The sequence below is a fragment of the Marinobacterium mangrovicola genome (assembly GCF_004339595.1).
Taxonomy (GTDB): domain Bacteria; phylum Pseudomonadota; class Gammaproteobacteria; order Pseudomonadales; family Balneatricaceae; genus Marinobacterium_D; species Marinobacterium_D mangrovicola.
The window spans coordinates 197,301-215,852 of record NZ_SMFU01000013.1 but is presented as its reverse complement, the minus strand read 5'-3'; the positions used below and the strand labels follow the sequence as shown (position 1 = coordinate 215,852).

The window sequence follows — 18,552 nt, the reverse complement described above, 5'->3', positions numbered from 1 at the left end:
AGCGTGTCGCGGTTTGTTTAACGGTCCGGAAGCAGGTCCAGGTTGTAGCTCAGCGCCCCCTCGCCCGGGTCGGTAATCTCGAGCTGAACTTCTACCGGGGCGTGGGAAGGCATTAACGCATTTTGCCGACTCGCATCGAGGTATTCTCCGGGGTGGAAAATGCGTCGCGCGACGATCTGTCCTTTCACATTGCTGAAGGTGAGCCCAAGCGCTGGGTAGGGTTGGCGGAAGGCGGCGTTGTTCTGCAGCCGGATGTCTACCCGCAGAGCATCGGCGAACGACGGGTGGGGGCGGACCACCAGCTGCAGGTTCTCGATATTATCGTAGGCGGTGCCGTCCAGTTGGCAGGGTAGAGACTCGCAGGCCAGAGTGTATAACGGCCTGAAGTTGGGCAGCAGGGCAAGCTGGTCGCGCTCAAACCAGAATACCTGGGCAAGCAGGATGGCCGCCGCCAGCAGTGACGCTATGGACCAGCCGGCGATAGCGAAGGGGTCGCTTTGCTCACGGCTGACCTCCAGCGTGATCGGTTCGGCATAAAGGTGCGGAATATCCTGCTCAGCCAGAGGCTCAGACTCAATCTGAGCGTTCTCTTTGCTTGAGTCGACGGCGACAAGCTGCTCGGGCGCTTTGGCTTCGGCTTCGGTAACAGGCGGCTTGATCTGTTCGATAGCCGGTTCCGGTTCGCTGGCAGAGCTGCTTTCAGAGCTATTACCGGTTTCCGTTTGCCGGGTGTCGAGCGACCCTTCAGGAATCTCAGCAGAGATGAGTTGCGCTTGCGTGTCGGAGTCGGGCGCATAAACTGCTGTCGGCTCAGGCTCAGGCTCAGGCTCAGGCTCAGGCTCAGGCTCAGGCTCAGGCTCAGGCTCAGGCTTGAGTTCAGGTTCAGCCGCTGCCTCTTTCAAGAAAGCGCTGAGGGGCGGTGTCTCTGAATCCGATGTCTCGGGATCAGGTTTGACTGCGTCAGGGGGAGATGCATCACTCGAGGCAGTATGGGGCTCCTCGGTATTGGAAGGCTGCTCTCGCTTGTCGGCAGCCGCTGTGCCCATGCCGGTGATCGCGCCGAGATATGCCTTGAGCTCATCGGTTTTGATGGTTGCGCCAGCGGATCCTGAGTTGGCGGCTTGCGCGCTGTTGGGGGCTGCAGTAAACAGCTCCGGGCGCCGCTTTTGGCGGGCCCGGTTTTCAAGTCTTCGCTCCAGGCGGTGTGCCTCGGTACGCGCGTCGAACACCTGCAGACAGGCGCCACAGCGAACCTGTCCTTGCGCCATGCGTAACTGCCCCTGGGTTACCCTGAAACGGGAGTGGCAGCTGGGGCATTCGGTGACGATAGGCTCGTTCATTGTGCCTGACGTTTGACCCCGGTTAAGCGTATCCAGCCATCTTTTTCTGCGGCTGGCTCCATGTCGAACCACTGGCTGTAAGCGCCAGAAACCTCATCCGCCTGTTCCGCCAGCAGACCTGATAGCAGTAGCTTGCCGCCGGGGCGAACCAGCGCCTCAAGGGTGGGTGCGAGCGATACCAGTGGGCCGGCCAGGATATTGGCCACCAGGGTATCCGCCTGAACTGCGGGCGTTGCTTCCGGCAGATAGACCTGCAGGCGGCTTTCGGCCAGGTTGTTACGGTTCAGGTTGTCGCGGGTGGCGGTTAACGCCTGGGGATCGATATCCACAGCGGTCACTTCACGCGCGCCCAGCAGCAGAGCCGCGATGCCGAGAATGCCACTGCCACAACCGTAGTCGACCACCAGCTGGTCATCCAGAGGCTGGCCATCAAGCCACTCCAGGCACAGCGCTGTCGTCGGATGGGTGCCGGTACCAAAGGCGAGACCCGGGTCGAGCATCATGTTAACGGCATCGGGATCCGGCGCTTCTCGCCAGCTTGGGCAAACCCAGAGGCGACGGCCAAATTGCATCGGATGGTAGCTTTCCATCCATTCGCGCTCCCAGTCCTTGTCTTCAAGAATCTCTGCCTTGAAGGTTGGCAGGTCTGTCGCGTTTGGGGCGATCTGCTGCTGCGCCTGGTGCAAAAGGTCCAGGGTCTCCTGCAGGTCGTGTTCGGCAGCGAATAGCCCGGTGACCACGGTTTTGCTCCATAACGGTGTGGTGCCAAGGTCCGGCTCAAAAATAGGCTGGTCTTCGGCGTCCTGGTAAGTGACGGCAGCACAGCCGGCGGCCAGCAGCAGGTCTTCGTAGTGTTCGGCCTGCTCCGGGGCGGTTTCAACCTTTATCTGTAACCAGGGCATGGGTACAACTCCAACATCGGCAATGGTGAAAGTATGTCGCAAACCCCGCTTTCGGGAAACCGTGAGCGGGGTCAGAAGATTAAAAAAGCCCGCAATCGCGGGCTTTTGTCTATCTGTTGAGCAGCGGCATTAGAGCCCCAGCTTTTTCTCCAGATAGTGAATGTTGACGCCACCGCGCGCAAAGTTGGAATCGCGAACGATATCCTGATGCAGTGCGACGTTGGTCTTGATGCCTTCAACCACCATCTCGTCCAGCGCATTCTGCATACGCAGCAGTGCGGTTTCGCGATCTTCGGCCCAGGTGATCAGCTTGGCGATCAGGGAGTCGTAGTGCGGCGGAACCGAATAGCCACTGTAGAGGTGGGAATCGACACGGATGCCGTTACCGCCGGGCGCATGGTAGTAGGTGATCTTGCCAGGGCTCGGCATGAAGGTGCGCGGGTCCTCGGCGTTAATGCGGCACTCAAAGGCGTGGCCATTGAGCTTCACGTCATCTTGGGTGATGGAAAGGCCCATGCCGGAAGCGATGCGCAGCTGTTCCTTGACGATGTCGACGCCGGTAACCTGCTCGGTAACCGGGTGCTCCACCTGAACGCGGGTGTTCATTTCGATGAAGTAGAAGCCGCCATCTTCGTACAGGAATTCGAAGGTGCCTGCGCCGCGGTAGCCGATCTCGATGCAGGCATCAACACAGGCTTTAAGTACGTTGGCACGCGCTTCCGGATCGATGCCCGGAGCCGGTGCTTCTTCAACCACTTTCTGGTGACGGCGCTGCAGTGAGCAGTCACGGTCATACAGGTGGATTGCCTTGCCCTGACCGTCGGCGAGAACCTGAACTTCCACGTGGCGTGGCTTCTCGAGGAACTTCTCCATGTAGACGGTTTCATCGCCGAATGCCGCTTTGGCTTCGGAGCGGGTGACCTGAACCGCGTTGGTCAGATGCGCTTCGGTGTGAACCACGCGCATGCCGCGACCACCGCCACCGGCGGCAGCCTTGATGATGACCGGGTAGCCGATCCGCTTGGCGATCCGGTGGATCGTTTCCGGATCTTCGGGCAGCGGACCATCAGATCCCGGTACCGTTGGAACACCGGCTTTCTTCATCGCTTCGATGGCGGAGACCTTGTCGCCCATCAGGCGGATAGTCTCGGCACGCGGACCAATAAAGGTGAAGCCGGATTCTTCCACCTTCTCAGCGAAACCGGCGTTCTCTGCCAGGAAACCGTAACCCGGGTGGATACCCACGGAATCAGTAACTTCGGCGGCGCTGATGATCGACGGAATGTTGAGGTAGCTTTGGGCTGAGGGTGCCGGGCCGATGCAGACGGCTTCGTCTGCCAGGCGCACATGCATCAGGTCACGGTCGGCAACGGAGTGCACGGCCACGGTCTTGATGCCCAGCTCCTTGCACGCGCGCAGAATTCGCAGAGCGATTTCGCCGCGGTTAGCTATGAGCACTTTATCGAGCATGATTATGAAATCCTTGGTTCGCGACGGCGGATCAGGCGATAACGATCAGCGGCTGATCGAATTCGACCGGCTGACCATCTTCAACCAGGATCGCTTCGACGACACCAGATTTGTCCGCTTCGATCTGGTTCATCATCTTCATCGCTTCAACGATGCAGACTACGTCACCTGCTTTGACGGACTGGCCGACTTCAACGAAAGGTGCAGCGGTCGGGGACGGTGAGCGGTAGAAAGTACCGACCATCGGTGACTTGACGGAGTGACCTGCAGGCTCTGCGGCGACCGGTGCAGCTTCGGGCGCAGCGGCCGGGGCTACCGGAGCGGGCGCAGCGGCTGGCATCGGCATTGGTGCATAAGCGGCTTGCTGTACCAGACCCGAAGCGCGGCTGATGCGAACCGACTCTTCTCCTTCCTTGATCTCGATCTCGTTGATGTTGGATTCTTCGAGCAGTTCGATCAGTTTTTTAACTTTGCGGATATCCATCGGAATAGAGTCTCGGAATTTTTGACGTTTGGGAAAACAGTTTCATCCCCGAACCGGTCAACACGGGCGTATGCCGGGCTGACGATGTTGGGCCCGAAGGAGAATGAACTTAATTAAGGGCGCTAAGTGTGCATTAAAGGCTTTCTGCTGTCCACGCGAATCAGCATCTTTCCGGAATTAGACGGCCTGTTTGCCGACGTTTGCCACCCTTTTGTCTTAAAGGTGGCTGGCTTTTGCTCGCTTGTCCACCTCAGGGATGCGTCTTTTTACACTTTTTAGGCGCGTTCGGCTTGCGTTGACCGACTAGCGTAAATTCGCCATAGTGCACTGCATCATTAGGCGCGTTGCGCTGTCGGGTAACGGCGGCAGGTTCTGGGACCCCCTTAAGTCGATTTTGTTCGATACATTGCGACAGTTTCTGTCACAGGTCGGTTTCGGGCGAGGTAACGGTGGCTTATTCCGCAGCGTGCAGGCAGAGAATAAAAGGAAGACTCGGTGGACTCTTTGCAGCGTATCTGGCTGAAATTCTGGGATGGTTTGGTAGCGCGCCTGGGCAAGGGTCGTGTTGCCAAAGCGCTGGCGGTACTGGTCGGTATCTATCTGTTGGTAACGATTGTGGTCGGCATCTACTGGAGCTTCGAACCTGACAGCTTCGATGGGGCGGCCGTGGCCCAGGCAGAAGCCGAGGCGGCCGGGGAGAGTGTCGTGGTCGGCTATCAGACCACATCGGTGCTGATCCACGAGATGGAAACGCTGTTGAACAAGCCGGGCGGCTATATCACCAATGACCGTTTCCCGCCGGGACTCTGGCTCGATAACATCTCCCACTGGGAATACGGTGTGCTGATTCAGGCGCGAGACATGGCGAGAGCCATGCGTAAGACGTTTAGCCGTTCTCAGTCACAATCCACCGAGGATCCAAGCCTGGTAAAGGCGGAGCCTTTGCTCCAGTCTGATTCCAACTTCTGGATCCTGCCTTCGTCAGAAGGGCAGTACAAGAAAGCATTGAAGGCGCTGCGCGCCTATCGCGCGGATCTGGCGGATCCTGCCCAGGGTAATGCTCAGTTTTACGCCCGCGCTGATAACCTGCGCGACTGGCTCGGCGATGTGTCGACTCGCCTGGGTAGTCTGTCGCAGCGTCTCAGCGCCAGTGTCGGTCAGCGTCGTCTGAATACCGATCTTGCCGGGAGCCCTGGCGCCACTCAGTCTACCGCCGCGGCGGATGAGTCTCTGATCAAGACGCCCTGGCTCGAGATTGATGATGTTTTCTATGAAGCCCGAGGCACCGCCTGGGCGCTGATTCATCTGCTGGAAGCGGTTAAGGTGGATTTCGCCGATACGCTGGAGCAGAAAAGTGCCCGCGTCAGCCTGGAGCAGATCATCCGTGAGCTTGAGGCCACCCAGGAAACCATCTGGAGCCCGATGATTCTAAACGGTACCGAATTTGGACTGCTGGCCAACCACTCTCTGGTGATGGCTTCCTATATTTCACGCGCCAACGCTGCAATTATCGATCTCCGCGACCTGCTTTCACAGGGCTGACAGAGTCGGATGACCTGCTGGCGCTTCGTGCGCGCTTTAGAGCATAAGTGTGAGGTGTATCCATGCGTCGAGTTGTGTTCAATCAGAAGGGCGGTGTTGGTAAGTCGAGTATTGCGGTAAACCTGGCAGCGATCAGTGCCAGTCGGGGGTTGCGGACTCTGGTGGTGGATCTGGATCCCCAGTGTAACTCTACGCATTACCTGCTCGGTGACGAGGCGAATACGCCGGATACCGACGTGCGTGACTTCTTTGAGCAGACGCTGACCTTTCAGCTCAAGCCGACCGATCCCGGCGAGTATGTGCACGCCTCACCGTTTGATAATCTGTGGATCATCCCCTCCAACCCAGATCTCGGCGATCTCCAGTCAAAACTCGAATCCAAGCATAAGATCTATAAGCTCAAGGATGCGTTGGAAGCGCTGATGGACCGGTTCGATGCGATCTATATCGATACGCCGCCGGCCTTCAACTTCTTTACGCTGTCAGCGCTCTGTGCCGCAGAGAAGTGCCTGATCCCGTTTGACTGCGATGACTTCGCCCGCCAGGCACTCTACAGCCTGCTGAACAATGTTCAGGAAACCCGGGTGGATCATAACGACGCGCTGGAGGTGGAGGGGATAGTGGTGAACCAGTATCAACCGCGGGCGTCGCTACCACAGAAGATTGTTGCCGAGTTGCTGGCGGAATCCCTGCCGGTGCTGAATACCCGTATTCCGTCGTCGGTGAAGATGAAGGAGTCACACACGGCAGCGAGTCCGTTGATTCAGCTGGCGCCCAAGCACCGTCTGACTCAGGAATTCCTGAATCTCTACGACGAACTGCACCCGGCCTGAGTGCTGCAGTCTGAGAGCTGAAGAGAGGTCCGCTTAACGAATCTGGCGGCGACCGTTCTGCGATTTGCGGCGCAGATTCAGCAACCAACACCCCAGTGCTGCAGCCGATACGGTCAGAATCACGACTTCCGTCATGGTTTACCTGTTTGGTTTGGAATTGACCCGATTCTAGCGGCTGTGATCTGTCGCGCAACCCCAGATATCGGGTTCGTCGTTTCCAACTAAGGTGCAGGCGTTATAAGCCTTTGACTGCAAAGATGCCCGGGGCGTTGCGCCAGTATCCCTGATAGTCCATGCCATAACCGAAGATGTAGCGATCTTCTACCTGAAGGCCGATGAAGTCGGCTTGCAGGTCATGGCGCGCCTTGCGATCGTGCAGTTTGTCCACAAGTACTGCGCACTGCACGCTGCTGGCGCCGGCTTCGCGGCAGTAATCGATGATCGCGGCGAGGGTATGGCCCTCATCCAGAATGTCGTCGATGATTAGTACCGGGCGGTTCTTGAACTCCACCATCGGTGGAACTTTCCATTCCAGCTCGTGACCTGCCGTTGTATTGCGGTAACGGGTAGCATGCAGATAACTGGCTTCCAGCGGGAAGTTGAGCATCGGCAGCAGTTGCCCGGCGATCACCAGGCCGCCATTCATCACACTGAATACCACCGGGTCGGCATCGCCCAGCTGCTCTGTGATTTCCGCCGCCATCTTCTGGATCGCTGCCTTGACTTCCATCTCGCTGAACAGCAGATCCGATTCGATATAAACCTGTTTGATATGGTCGAGATCAGTGCTGCTCATGGGCGTCTTCCTGCTTAATTTATCGGTTGAGAACCGCGAACCATAAAGCGCTTTGTCGGTAAGGGCAAGCGGGTCAGGGTATCCTTGCGGGTGACAGCTGCGGGCGCTTTGGTTAGTCTTGCGGCGTAATTTGATATGGTGGTCAGATTCTTGCGTGTTAGGGATGTCATCGTTGTTGATAACGGTTGAGAAAGGTTGAGAAGGGGTTAAGCCATGAGCGTACATGAGATTCGTCATCCGTTGGTGCGGCACAAACTGGGGTTGATGCGTTCGGTCAACAAAAGTACTCGCAGTTTCAGGCAGCTGGCTGCCGAGGTTGGCTGTCTGCTGACCTACGAAGCGACCAAAGACCTGGAGCTCGAAGAGTATGAGATTGAGGGCTGGTGTGGCCCTATTCAGGCAGAACGGATCAAGGGCAAAAAATTTACCGTGGTGCCTATTCTTCGTGCCGGTATCGGTATGCTTGATGGTGTGCTGGAAGCGGTGCCGAGTGCAAAAATCTCTGTGGTTGGCCTCTATCGTGATGAGGAAACCCTGGAGCCAGTGCCTTACTTTGAAAAGCTGGCCAGTGATATCGATTCCCGCATGTCTCTGATTGTCGATCCGATGCTCGCCACCGGCGGCTCCATGATTGCGACTATCGATATGCTGAAGAAAGCTGGTTGCACCAGTATTCGTGCACTGGTGCTTGTGGCTGCCCCGGAAGGGCTCAAGAAAGTGCAGGATGCGCACCCGGATGTGGAGATCTACGCCGCGGGTATCGATTCTCACCTGAATGAACAGGGTTACATTATTCCTGGTCTGGGTGATGCCGGTGACAAGATCTTCGGAACCCGCTGAGGCGCACTGTCATGGTTGAGTCCAATACCCAGTCCCTGGGTAACTTTAACTGGAAGATGATACTGGCTGGCGCCCAGATGCTGTTCGTGGCCTTTGGTGCGTTGGTGCTGATGCCGCTGCTGACTGGGCTGGACCCGAACGTGGCGCTGTTTACCGCCGGTGTCGGTACGCTGCTGTTTCACCTAGTGACCGGATTGAGTGTGCCGATCTTTCTGGCATCCTCTTTTGTGTTTATCGCTCCGATCGCCTACTCGATCCAGACCTGGGGCGTGCCTGCCACCATGGGCGCGTTGATGGGCGCCGGCGTGGTCTACATGCTGCTGGCGCTGCTGGTGAAGCTTAAGGGAGCCGGTATTATCCACCGCATCATGCCGCCGGTGGTGACTGGTCCTGTGATTATGATCATCGGTCTGGGCCTTGCGCCCATGGCGGTGAACATGGCGATGGGCAAAACCGGCGACGGCTCGATGGAGTTGTTCCCCTATGTGGATTCAATCATCGTGTCGATGACTGCGCTGCTGACGACTCTGCTGGTCTCAGTGTTTGCGCATGGCATTTTCCGCCTGCTGCCGATTCTTTCAGGCGTCTTTGTCGGTTATCTCGCCGCCTGGGCCATGGGGATGGTGGACTGGAGCGTGATCAATGAAACGCCGGTGGTTTCGGTGCCTGCGTTTGTACTTCCCGAGTTTAACTGGCAGGCGCTGCTGTTTATGATTCCGGTGGCGATTGCGCCGGCGATTGAACATGTTGGCGATATCATCGCGATCGGTAACGTCACCGGTAAAGACTATATCCGCAAGCCGGGCCTGCAGCGGACGTTGTTCGGTGACGGTCTGGCCACCAGCGCCGCGGCGATCTTCGGTGGACCGCCGAACACGACCTACTCGGAAGTCACCGGTGCGGTCATGTTGACCCGCTCCTTCAACCCGGTGGTGATGCTCTGGGCCGCAGGCTTCGCGATTATGCTGGCTTTCGTGGCCAAGTTCGGTGCGCTGCTGCAGACCATCCCGGTGCCGGTGATGGGCGGTATCATGATCCTGCTGTTTGGCTCTATCGCCTCGGTAGGTCTGAACACGCTGATCAAGGCGCATGTGGATCTGGGCAAGCAGCGTAACCTGGTGATCGTAGCGACGGTGCTGGTGTTCGGTATCGGCGGTATGGCGCTGGGTAATGGTGATCTGAACCTGCAGGGCGTCAGCCTCTGCGGTATCGTGGCGATCATCCTCAATCTGGTGCTGCCAGGCGCGGATCCGCTGCCGGGTGACCTGCACGCAGAGGAAGAGGTAGTCGACGATATCGTTGAGCACTCACGTTAAGGCATAGGGGTGGTTCTGACCACTCCTGATGTTTGCTTCAGGCTGTTAAAAAGCCATGAAAAAAGCCCGCAGTCGTTTCCGGCTGCGGGCTTTTTTGGTGCTCTGGAAGGCGCTTATTTCTGCGCTTCGTAAGCTTCAACAGATTTGCGAACTGCTTCGCGGGCGGCTTCGGCGTCGGACCAGCCTTCAACCTTAACCCACTTACCTTTCTCGAGCTTCTTGTAGTTTTCGAAGAAGTGAGAGATCTGGTCTTTCAGCAGCAGCGGCAGGTCATCGACATCGTTGATGTCGTTGTAAGCCTGGCTCAGTTTCTGGTGCGGAACCGCGACCAGCTTGGCGTCTTCGCCAGCTTCGTCGGTCATGTTCAGGATGCCAACCGGACGGCAGCGGATGACGGAGCCGGTCATGACCGGGTGCGGGGTCAGTACCAGCACGTCCAGCGGGTCGCCGTCGTCAGCCAGGGTGTTGTTCACGTAGCCGTAGTTGGCCGGGTAGAACATCGGTGCCGCCATGAAACGGTCGACGAAGATCGCGTCCGCATCCTTGTCGATCTCGTACTTGACCGGAGAGCTTTCGGCGGGGATTTCGATGATCACGTAGAGGTCATCCGGCAGTTCTTTACCGGCAGGGACTTTCGCAAAGCTCATGCGTCTCTTCCTGTTAGTCGTGTTAAGGGTCGGATCTGTTACCTGAGCGGCATTATAAGCATCGCGCCGCTCAGGGATGAATACTACTTACTGCTGAATAATGCTCGGGGTGTCCTGGTGATACTGCATTGCAGTTTCCACCTCTTCCCGTGAACCCAGGGCAACGGCCACGCGCTGGTGGATGTGAGCCGGCTGGATATCCATGATGTTCTGGTAGCAGGTGGTGGAGAGTCCGCCGGCCTGTTCGATCAGCATGCTCATCGGGTTGCCTTCGTACATCAGGCGCAGTTTGCCCGGCTTCTTCGGATCGCGGGAATCCCAGGGGTAGGTGAAGATGCCGCCGCGCGTCAGTACGCGGTGAACCTCGGCCACCATGGAGGCGATCCAGCGCATGTTGTAGTTTTTGCCGCGCGGGCCTTCGGCGCCGGCGAGCAGGTCGTCTACGTAGTTGCGCATGGCCGGTTCCCAGTGACGCTGGTTCGACATGTTGATGGCGAACTCTTTGGTGGTCTCGGGCACGCTGACCTGTTCGCGGGTCAGCAGGAAGTCGCCGGTGTGCGCCAGGGTGAACATGTTCACGCCATGGCCGGTGGTCAGCGCCAGTACCGCGGACGGACCGTAAAGTACATAACCGGCGGCAACCTGTTTGCGGCCCGGCTGCAGGAACAGGTCAACGCTGTCTGGCGTGCCGGTTTCGGGTACTTCCAGGATCGAGAAAATGGTGCCGACCGAGACGTTGACGTCGATGTTGGAGGAACCGTCCAGCGGGTCGAAGGTCACCAGGAAGCGGCCTTCGGGGTTGCCGAATACGGGTTCGTCTTCCTCTTCGGAGGCCACACCACGCACCAGACGGTTATCCAGTAGAACTTCCTTGAGGATATCGTTGGAGATGACATCCAGTTTCTTCTGGGTTTCGCCCTGGACGTTGGTGTCGCTGGTGGTGCCGTGGATGCCTGCCAGTGCGCCTTCGCGCAACTGCAGAGCGATCTCTTTGCAGGCGACCATCAGGATGTCGATCAGTTCGACCAGTTCGTTATCGGTGTCGTGGTTTTTAAGGTAAGCGCTGAGCAGCTGCATCGGATTCGTGGACCTTGTGTGTTCCGTGTCAAGAATGCGGGAAATTATACGCGATCCCTGACGGCATTGCATGGCGTTATGCGGCTTTCCGCCGGATGGGAGTAACAGCCCGGCGGCAAAAACGCTATTATTACGGGCTAATTTTTCAGGGGGACCGACGTGCATATTCATATCCTCGGTATCTGCGGCACTTTTATGGGGTCGCTGGCGCTGTTGGCACGGGAGTTGGGCCATCGTGTGACCGGCTCTGACGCCAATGTTTATCCGCCGATGAGTACTCAGTTGGCGCAGCAGGGGATCGAGCTGATCGAAGGTTACGATCCGGTGCAGCTGGACCCTGTGCCGGATTGTGTGGTGATCGGTAATGCGATGACGCGTGGTAACTCCTGCGTCGAAGCGGTGCTGGAACGTGGCCTTAACTACACCTCCGGGCCGCAATGGCTGCATGACCATGTGCTGAAAGAGCGCTGGGTGCTGGCGGTCTCGGGTACGCACGGCAAGACCAGCACAGCGACGATGCTGGCGTGGATTCTTGAGCAGGCGAAGATGGCGCCGGGATTTCTGATCGGCGGAGTACCGCACAATTTCGATCGCTCCGCACGTCTGGGTGAGACGCCGTTTTTCGTTATCGAAGCGGACGAGTACGACACCGCCTTCTTCGATAAACGCTCCAAGTTTGTGCATTACGCTCCCCGCACGCTGATCATGAACAATCTGGAGTTTGATCACGCCGATATTTTCCCGGACCTGGCGGCTATTCAGCGCCAGTTCCACCACCTGATTCGGGTGGTGCCCGGCAGTGGCCAGGTGATCTATCCGGCCGATAGTGAAGCGCTGGTCGAAGTGATCGATATGGGCTGCTGGAGCGAAACCCTGGCCACGGGCGATGAGAAGGGCTGGAGTGCGCAGCCGCTGAGCGCGGATGGCGGGTGCTTTGCGATTATGCAGGCGGGCGAGAAAGTCGCAGAAGTGAACTGGTCGCTGACTGGCGCACATAATGTTAGTAATGGCTTACACGCGATATTGGCGGCGCGCCACGTGGGTGTGACGCCGGCGATTGCGGCAGAGGCGCTGAGTAACTTCGGTGGCGTTAAGCGCCGCATGGAGCTGCTTGGTGAAGCGGATGGTGTGAAGGTCTATGACGATTTTGCCCACCATCCTACGGCGATCGAAACCACCCTGGCCGGTATCCGTGCAAAAGTGGGTGATGCTCCTCTGCTGGCGGTAATTGAGCCGCGCTCCAACACCATGCGCCTTGGCGCTCACAAGCAGGCGCTGGCAGCCTCTGCGGCACTGGCCGATAGCGTCTACTGGTATCAACCGGAAGGTATGGACTGGTCGCTGGACTCTGTGATTGAGGCCAGCAGCAACCCGGCCAGCCTGCACCGTGATATCGATGCACTGGTGGATCAGCTGGCCCAGGATGCCAAGCCCGGCACTCATCTGGTGGTGATGAGTAACGGTGGCTTTGGCGGTATCCATGGCAAGTTGCTGGCAAGGCTGCAGCAGCGTGACCAGGAGGAGGCATAATGAGCGCGGAATATTCACGTCGGGTCACTCTTGCAATCACCGGAGCCTCCGGCGTCCAGTATGGCCTGCGTCTGCTGCAGTGCATGCTGGCTGCCGATGTGCAGGTGCTGCTGCTGGTGTCGCGGGCGGCTCAGGTGGTGATCGCCACCGAGACCGATCTCAAGCTGCCGGGCCAACCAGATCAGCAGGAGACTTTCCTGAGTGAGCTTTATGGCGCCCGTGAAGGTCAGCTGAAGGTCTATGGCCGCGAGCAGTGGATGGCGCCGGTGGCGTCTGGCTCAGGAGCACCCAGTTCCATGGTGGTCTGCCCCTGCAGTACCGGCTCGCTCTCTGCCATCGCTTGTGGTGCCAGTAATAACCTGATTGAACGTGCCGCCGATGTGGTGCTCAAAGAGCGGCGCCAGTTGATACTGGTTCCCCGTGAGGCGCCTTATTCAGAGATCCACCTGGAGCATATGCTCAAGCTGACCCGTATGGGGGCGGTGGTCATTCCGGCGAGCCCCGGTTTTTATCAGCGGCCCGCCAGCGTCGAGGAGATGGTGGACTTTATCGTGGCACGAATTCTGTCCCAGCTCGGTATTGAGCAGTCTCTACTGCCGCGCTGGGGAGAAAACTTACTCTGAAAACCAAGTGTTAATAAAATCACAAGCTGTTCCGCATAGAGTGGCGCAGCCAGTTAGCTGACGGAAAACCGATGTCCCGAATACTTGCCCTGGATACCTCAACCGACGCCTGCTCCGTGGCTTTGAGTCTTGATGGGGAAATTCAGCATAAATTTGTCATTGAACCACGCCGCCATACCCATCTGCTATTGCCGATGGTGGAGGAGGTGCTGGCCGAGGCCGGCGTTAAACTGGCGAGTCTGGATGCGATCGCTTTCGGGCGCGGTCCGGGCTCCTTTGCCGGAATTAGAATCGCCACCGGCGCCGCCCAGGGGCTGGCGCTGGGGGCGGATCTTCCGCTGCTGCCAGTATCGACTCTGGCGGCGATGGCGGTGACCGCCAAAGAGCGCTTCCCGCAGGCAAGCCGGGTGGCGACGGCGCTGGATGCCCGGATGGACGAGGTGTACTGGGGCGCGTTTGATATCAGCGCTGATCTGCCCCGGGCGTTGATCGATGAATCGGTGCGTTCGCCCAGGGATCTGGAACTGCCGGAAGCGGCCGAGTGGCTCGGCGTCGGCAGCGGTTGGCGTTACAGCGAACAGATGCCTGAAGCGCTGACCGCAACCATCAAACAGGTCGATCAGGAATGCTACCCGGATGCTCGTGCCATGCTGGTGCTGGCCGGTGCGCAGCTGGCTGCGGGCGAGGGGCTGCTGCCCGAAGACGCGCTGCCGGTGTACCTGCGTGAAGGCAGCTGGAAGAAGAAGGATCAACAGTGACACTGGCCGACTGGATTCATACCGTCATTCTCGCCCTGATTCAGGGACTCACCGAGTTTCTGCCGATCTCCAGTTCTGCTCATTTGATCCTGCCATCCCAGCTGCTGGGCTGGCAGGATCAGGGGCTGGCGTTTGATGTGGGTGTCCATGTCGGAACCCTGGTGGCGGTGATCTACTACTTCCGTCGCGAGGTCCTGCAGATCAGCGTCGCCAGTATCGCCGCGCTGGGCGGTCGTCGCAGTGCCGAGGGCAAGCTGGGGTGGCTGGTCGTGCTGGCCACTATTCCGGCGGTGATCTTTGGCGGGCTGTTCGGCGATCTGGTGGATGAGTACGGCCGTTCCATCCTGGTGATCGCCGGCACTACGCTGATCTTCGGTGTGCTGCTGGGCTGGGCGGACCTTAAGGGCAAGAGGGTGCGTAAGACCGATACCCTGGGGGTGAAGGATGCGCTCACTATCGGTCTGGCTCAGGCGGTGGCATTGATTCCCGGCACCTCTCGTTCGGGTATTACGATCACCGCAGCGCTGATGCTCGGCTTTGATCGCCAGAGTGCGGCGCGTTTCTCTTTTCTTATGTCGATACCGGTCATCGTTGCGGCGGGCAGTCTGAAGACACTGGAGCTGATCCAGAGCGATGCAGAGGCGCACTGGATAATGATCGGCAGCGGTGCCGTATTGGCGGCACTGAGCGCCTTTGCCTGTATCTATCTGTTTCTGAAATGGCTCGATCGGATCGGCATGATGCCGTTTGTGATTTATCGCCTGATGCTGGGCTTTGTGCTCTTGGGTGTCTGGTTTGCCGGCTGATATGAGTTCCACACCTGTTGTTGGCACTAGTTGCGCGGCGCGCAGCGAAGAGGCTCGGGAGCTGGCCCAGCAGCTCGGGCTTGTTTTTGCCGAAGAGGTCGATCTTGAGTCGGAGTCTGTCGCCCAATACCTGCTGCTGACCGAGGATGCGCTGGTGCTGCAGCAAACCGGGCGCAAGCGGCCGGGTCCTGTATTGGCGGACTTCGTCACTGGTGCGGTGGCGCACCGGCGCCAGTTCGGCGGTGGCAAGGGGCAGATGATCGCCAAGGCCTGCGGTATCAAGGGCAGTATCCGTCCGACGGTTGCTGATGTGACCGCGGGGCTGGGGCGCGACGGTTTTGTGCTGGCGACTCTGGGCTGTGAGGTCAGTCTGGTGGAGCGTTCGCCGGTGGTGCACGCGCTGCTGGCGGATGGTCTGGCGCGGGCGGCGGATTCTGAAGTGGCGGATATTATCGCGCGGATGCATCTGTATGGCGGCGATGCCCGCGACTGGCTCTCATCCCTGGCTGAGGCTGAGCGACCCCAGGTGGTGCATCTCGATCCGATGTTCCCGCACAGTGACAAGTCGGCTCAGGTGAAAAAAGAGATGCTGGCGTTCCGTGACCTGGTGGGAGAGGATGCCGACCAGACGGAGTTGCTGGCGGTGGCGCTGGAGGTAGCCGAATGCCGCGTGGTGGTGAAGCGTCCGCGCAAGGCGCCTTGCATCGGTGGCCGCGAACCATCCTATAAGCTGGAAGGCAAATCCGGGCGCTACGATATCTATGCGCTGAAGAAGCTCGATTAATGCTGCGCCAGCCAGCGCTCACTTTCTTGAATCAATACGTCTGGCAGCAGTTTACGACCCACTCGCAGTATGGGCGTCAGGTCTCTTGCTGCGCTCAGGCGTTGATCATTTCTGTTCAGTAATTGCTGCTGTTCCAGACACTCTATCAGCGGACGCAATTGGCGTTGGTCCGCATATTCGGGTAGCGGATGCTCGTACCAGGATTGCAGGTGCCGCGCTAACGCGGTGGTGATTTCGCAGAGCTGCAGCTCCTTGACCTGCGGTTGCTGCGTGATGATGCGTACCAGCAGGTACTGGCGTAGCAGCACCGTTTCCGCCAGCTGAAACAGGGCCCTGGTCAGCAGGTTGGTGTGCGGGTGCAGTTGTTGTTTGTCTTCGCGCAGCAGTCCCAGTTGCAGCAGTGTCTGCCTTAGTCTTACTGGTTCATCTTTGTCGACTTCCAGGGTGAACTCCGCTGCCAGATAGGGCTGTAACGCCCGCATCAGACGGGTGATGGTAGAGCGGCCAGGTTTGGGTAGGCGTGCTGCCAGCAGAATCATCAATCCCGGCAGTACCAGAGCGTGAGTCAGATTGTTGCGGTAGTAGCTGAGCTCCGCGCTCTGCTGCTCACAGACCAGGACATTCCCCGCGGACAGACTGAGTTGGCCGCGTCGGCTCATGGCAGTAATCATTGCGCCGGGAGCTCTGTCCCGCCTTGGTAGATCTGTGCCTTGCTGCTGAAGCAGGCGGCTCAGATCTGCTACTGCCTGTTCAAGCTCTGCCTGTGGCAGGTTTTGTTTGGCGCCGGGAAGCAGGCTGGCGATTCTGGCGGCCTCGGTGGCAATGGTTGCCTGGTTGATACGGCGCATGACCTGCCTTGCCGTGTCCAAGGTAGCGTTAGAATCACTGTTCTCAGCAATAAAGACAGGCTCGCCGACCTTAAGGTAAGCGCCGCCGCAGCGTTTGAATAATACGCTGGCCGAGCTGATTACTCCCCAGAGGCTCTCACTGCGTTTAGGGCGGCCGGCGAGTTCATGCTGGTAGGTACGGTTATCGAGGCAGAGGTCGTAGTTGATTGAAATCGGCAACAGTGCCAGCGGTCGGGGCGTTTTACTCTCCAGCAGCATACTCAATAGACCCAGCCTTGGCGGTAGCAGTCGGCCGGTACGGCTGCGTTGGCCCTCAATAAACACCTCAAAGCTGTGTTCGTTGCTCAGCAACTGTTCCAGATAGAGTCGCACCAGGCAGGTATAGAGCGGGTCATCGAGAAAGCTTCGGCGCAGAAACACAGCGCCACCGCGTTTGAGTAGTGCGCCCACCAGCGGCAGGTTCAGATTCTCGCCTGCAGCGATGCGGGGCAGGGGGAGCCCTTGTTGGAACAGCGCCCAGGAGATCAGCATGTAGTCGATATGGCTGCGGTGGGCGGGGAGGTAGATCAGCTGATATTCCTGGTTCAGTGATTTCAGCCGATCCAGTCCACTGATCTCCATGCGGCGGTAAAGGCGCTTTAATACCAGGCTGAACAGAGGATCCAGCATCTTGACCACGGAGTGGCGGTAACGCGCAGTGATGCGCTCGAGATGCTGGTGAGCTTGGCGTTCTACATTCAGCCTGGGTTCGCCTGATTTTGCTGCGGTCGCATCGATCGCTTGGCGCAGGCGCGGATCGGCAAGTAATTCAGCGATCAGGCGTCGCTCCTGCTCGCGCCGGGCGTGGGCAGAAGCGGAAAAATTGCGCAGAGTGGTCAGCATCCTGTTCAGTAATGTGGCGGCGGCTGATCGTTCTCTTCGATGCCCGCCGACTTCATTTCGGTGTTTAGGAACTGAATCATCCGGGTCAGGCGCTCCAGATCCCGCTCCTGCCGGGCGACAATATCGCTGAGTTTGTCGATCGCCTCTTCCTGAAAGGCGATGCGTGATTCCAGCTCTGCGATCTGCTCGTTTTCCGACATGGCGATCTCCTGTTTGACGGGGTTAAAAGTAAGTTTCGGACAGGGCTATTGTAGCTGTAAAGCGGCGCGCTAGCGTGGGCGAGTCAGCCAGATCTTGGTTCTGAAACTTAAGATTTGCGGGTTTCAGCCGTTCAGCCTCTCTTGCTACTGCTGGTTGGAAAGCCTGGTCAAAAAAATGCTGTCAAAACCAGACGGTAGTGATAAGCGTACTAGTAAGTTGTTGAAAAAATGTAGCTAATACGTTATATCTCGCAGGTTGGGTATGCTGGTTAAGTTATGCCCGCCTTATTACTGTGATTAATTTTTGAATTAGAAGAGAAACCGTATAAATGAGTGGTATTCAGGTATTTAAAAGTATTGTTCTAAGCATTGTCGCGGCGGTGGCCATTCCGTCGATATTGTCGCAGGTGACAGCGACGGAGATTGAACTGAACGCCGTGGTATTGGGCGTGACGTTTGTTATCGTGCTGGCGGCTACGCTGGTTTCTTCTCTGGGTGGTCCGTCTGCCGGCGCAGTTCAGGCTGGCAAGGCGGCGCCCCGAGCAGATCAGCAGGGCGATGTTGATGACGAAGAGTCGGAAGATGACAGCCGTGAGCAGGGAACCGTAAAGTGGTTCAATGTTTCCAAGGGATTTGGATTTATCACCCGTTCTAATGGTGACGATGTATTTGTTCATTTTCGCAATATTCGCGGTCGCGGGCACCGCTCCCTGACCGAAGGTCAGCAGGTGCGTTTCAACGTGCACCAGAGCGAAAAAGGGCTGCAGGCTGAGGACGTGTCGGTCGTTCGCGGCTGATACGGCGGATCGCAGCTACGCAGAAGGGAGCCCTCGGGCTCCCTTCTTTCGTTTAACGCTTTTTAAACGTTATGCAG

General features: G+C 58.1%; 19 protein-coding genes. 10 read left to right on the top strand and 9 right to left on the bottom strand.

Features of this window, described 5'->3' with window-relative positions:
* Positions 1–17 precede the first annotated feature (17 nt).
* From CLV83_RS20685 to accB, 4 genes are all read right to left on the bottom strand, one after another.
* The gene (locus tag CLV83_RS20685; protein WP_132297281.1) at positions 18–1,340 is read right to left on the bottom strand and encodes a DUF3426 domain-containing protein; all 1,323 of its coding nucleotides are present in this window, start codon (positions 1,338–1,340) and stop codon (positions 18–20) included.
* Complete coding sequence (gene prmA, locus CLV83_RS20680) at positions 1,337–2,242, bottom strand: 50S ribosomal protein L11 methyltransferase (protein ID WP_132297278.1); 906 nt, start codon at positions 2,240–2,242, stop codon at positions 1,337–1,339. The genes CLV83_RS20685 and prmA overlap by 4 nt, the downstream gene beginning before the upstream one ends.
* Positions 2,243–2,371: 129 nt before the next feature.
* A complete protein-coding gene (accC, locus tag CLV83_RS20675) occupies positions 2,372–3,712 on the bottom strand; it encodes an acetyl-CoA carboxylase biotin carboxylase subunit (RefSeq protein ID WP_132297275.1) in 1,341 nt (446 codons plus the stop codon).
* Positions 3,713–3,743: 31 nt separating this feature from the next.
* Positions 3,744–4,196 (bottom strand): acetyl-CoA carboxylase biotin carboxyl carrier protein, encoded by a 453-nt coding sequence (gene accB, locus CLV83_RS20670; RefSeq protein WP_132297272.1) that lies wholly within the window; start codon positions 4,194–4,196, stop codon positions 3,744–3,746.
* Between the two features lie 495 nt (positions 4,197–4,691).
* Between accB and CLV83_RS20665 the strand changes: the two genes are divergently transcribed.
* Positions 4,692–5,738, top strand: coding sequence for a DUF2333 family protein (locus tag CLV83_RS20665; protein ID WP_132297269.1), 1,047 nt, complete (start codon positions 4,692–4,694; stop codon positions 5,736–5,738).
* Positions 5,739–5,800: 62 nt separating this feature from the next.
* On the top strand, positions 5,801–6,571 hold the full coding sequence (locus CLV83_RS20660; protein WP_132297266.1) for a ParA family protein: 771 nt from the start codon (positions 5,801–5,803) through the stop codon (positions 6,569–6,571).
* 235 nt (positions 6,572–6,806) lie between these two features.
* On the opposite strand, the gene CLV83_RS20655 is transcribed toward CLV83_RS20660, so the two are convergent.
* Complete coding sequence (locus tag CLV83_RS20655; protein WP_132297263.1) at positions 6,807–7,367, bottom strand: hypoxanthine-guanine phosphoribosyltransferase; 561 nt, start codon at positions 7,365–7,367, stop codon at positions 6,807–6,809.
* A 213-nt stretch (positions 7,368–7,580) separates the two neighbouring features.
* On the opposite strand from CLV83_RS20655, the gene upp reads away from it, so the two are divergent.
* Complete coding sequence (upp, locus tag CLV83_RS20650; protein WP_132297260.1) at positions 7,581–8,207, top strand: uracil phosphoribosyltransferase; 627 nt, start codon at positions 7,581–7,583, stop codon at positions 8,205–8,207.
* 11 nt (positions 8,208–8,218) lie between these two features.
* On the top strand, positions 8,219–9,523 hold the full coding sequence (locus tag CLV83_RS20645; protein ID WP_132297257.1) for a uracil-xanthine permease family protein: 1,305 nt from the start codon (positions 8,219–8,221) through the stop codon (positions 9,521–9,523).
* Between the two features lie 113 nt (positions 9,524–9,636).
* On the opposite strand, the gene ppa is transcribed toward CLV83_RS20645, so the two are convergent.
* Both ppa and CLV83_RS20635 read right to left on the bottom strand, forming a co-directional pair.
* Positions 9,637–10,170 (bottom strand): inorganic diphosphatase, encoded by a 534-nt coding sequence (gene ppa / locus CLV83_RS20640; protein WP_132297254.1) that lies wholly within the window; start codon positions 10,168–10,170, stop codon positions 9,637–9,639.
* 87 nt (positions 10,171–10,257) lie between these two features.
* A complete protein-coding gene (locus tag CLV83_RS20635) occupies positions 10,258–11,247 on the bottom strand; it encodes a class 1 fructose-bisphosphatase (protein WP_132297251.1) in 990 nt (329 codons plus the stop codon).
* A gap of 159 nt (positions 11,248–11,406) precedes the next feature.
* Between CLV83_RS20635 and mpl the strand changes: the two genes are divergently transcribed.
* The 5 genes from mpl (at position 11,407) to CLV83_RS20610 (ending at position 15,748) form a co-directional block, all read left to right on the top strand.
* Positions 11,407–12,777: a UDP-N-acetylmuramate:L-alanyl-gamma-D-glutamyl-meso-diaminopimelate ligase gene (mpl, locus tag CLV83_RS20630; protein ID WP_132297248.1), complete on the top strand. Its 1,371-nt coding sequence runs from the start codon at positions 11,407–11,409 to the stop codon at positions 12,775–12,777.
* Positions 12,777–13,400: a flavin prenyltransferase UbiX gene (locus tag CLV83_RS20625; RefSeq protein WP_132297245.1), complete on the top strand. Its 624-nt coding sequence runs from the start codon at positions 12,777–12,779 to the stop codon at positions 13,398–13,400. Before mpl ends, CLV83_RS20625 begins: the two co-directional genes overlap by 1 nt.
* A gap of 71 nt (positions 13,401–13,471) precedes the next feature.
* On the top strand, positions 13,472–14,158 hold the full coding sequence (gene tsaB, locus CLV83_RS20620) for a tRNA (adenosine(37)-N6)-threonylcarbamoyltransferase complex dimerization subunit type 1 TsaB (RefSeq protein WP_132297242.1): 687 nt from the start codon (positions 13,472–13,474) through the stop codon (positions 14,156–14,158).
* Positions 14,155–14,964, top strand: a complete 810-nt coding sequence (locus CLV83_RS20615; protein WP_132297239.1) for an undecaprenyl-diphosphate phosphatase — start codon at positions 14,155–14,157, stop codon at positions 14,962–14,964. The genes tsaB and CLV83_RS20615 overlap by 4 nt, the downstream gene beginning before the upstream one ends.
* A gap of 1 nt (position 14,965) precedes the next feature.
* Positions 14,966–15,748, top strand: coding sequence for a class I SAM-dependent methyltransferase (locus tag CLV83_RS20610; RefSeq protein ID WP_132297236.1), 783 nt, complete (start codon positions 14,966–14,968; stop codon positions 15,746–15,748).
* Here CLV83_RS20610 and CLV83_RS20605 read toward each other — a convergent pair.
* Both CLV83_RS20605 and CLV83_RS20600 read right to left on the bottom strand, forming a co-directional pair.
* Complete coding sequence (locus CLV83_RS20605; protein WP_132297233.1) at positions 15,745–17,478, bottom strand: 1-acyl-sn-glycerol-3-phosphate acyltransferase; 1,734 nt, start codon at positions 17,476–17,478, stop codon at positions 15,745–15,747. The genes CLV83_RS20610 and CLV83_RS20605 overlap by 4 nt on opposite strands.
* Positions 17,479–17,483: 5 nt before the next feature.
* Positions 17,484–17,678, bottom strand: coding sequence for a SlyX family protein (locus tag CLV83_RS20600; protein ID WP_132297230.1), 195 nt, complete (start codon positions 17,676–17,678; stop codon positions 17,484–17,486).
* A gap of 329 nt (positions 17,679–18,007) precedes the next feature.
* Between CLV83_RS20600 and CLV83_RS22890 the strand changes: the two genes are divergently transcribed.
* Positions 18,008–18,475 carry a cold-shock protein gene (locus tag CLV83_RS22890; RefSeq protein ID WP_132297227.1) on the top strand — a complete coding sequence of 156 codons (468 nt, stop codon included), beginning with the start codon at positions 18,008–18,010 and terminating at the stop codon, positions 18,473–18,475.
* Positions 18,476–18,552: the final 77 nt, after the last annotated feature.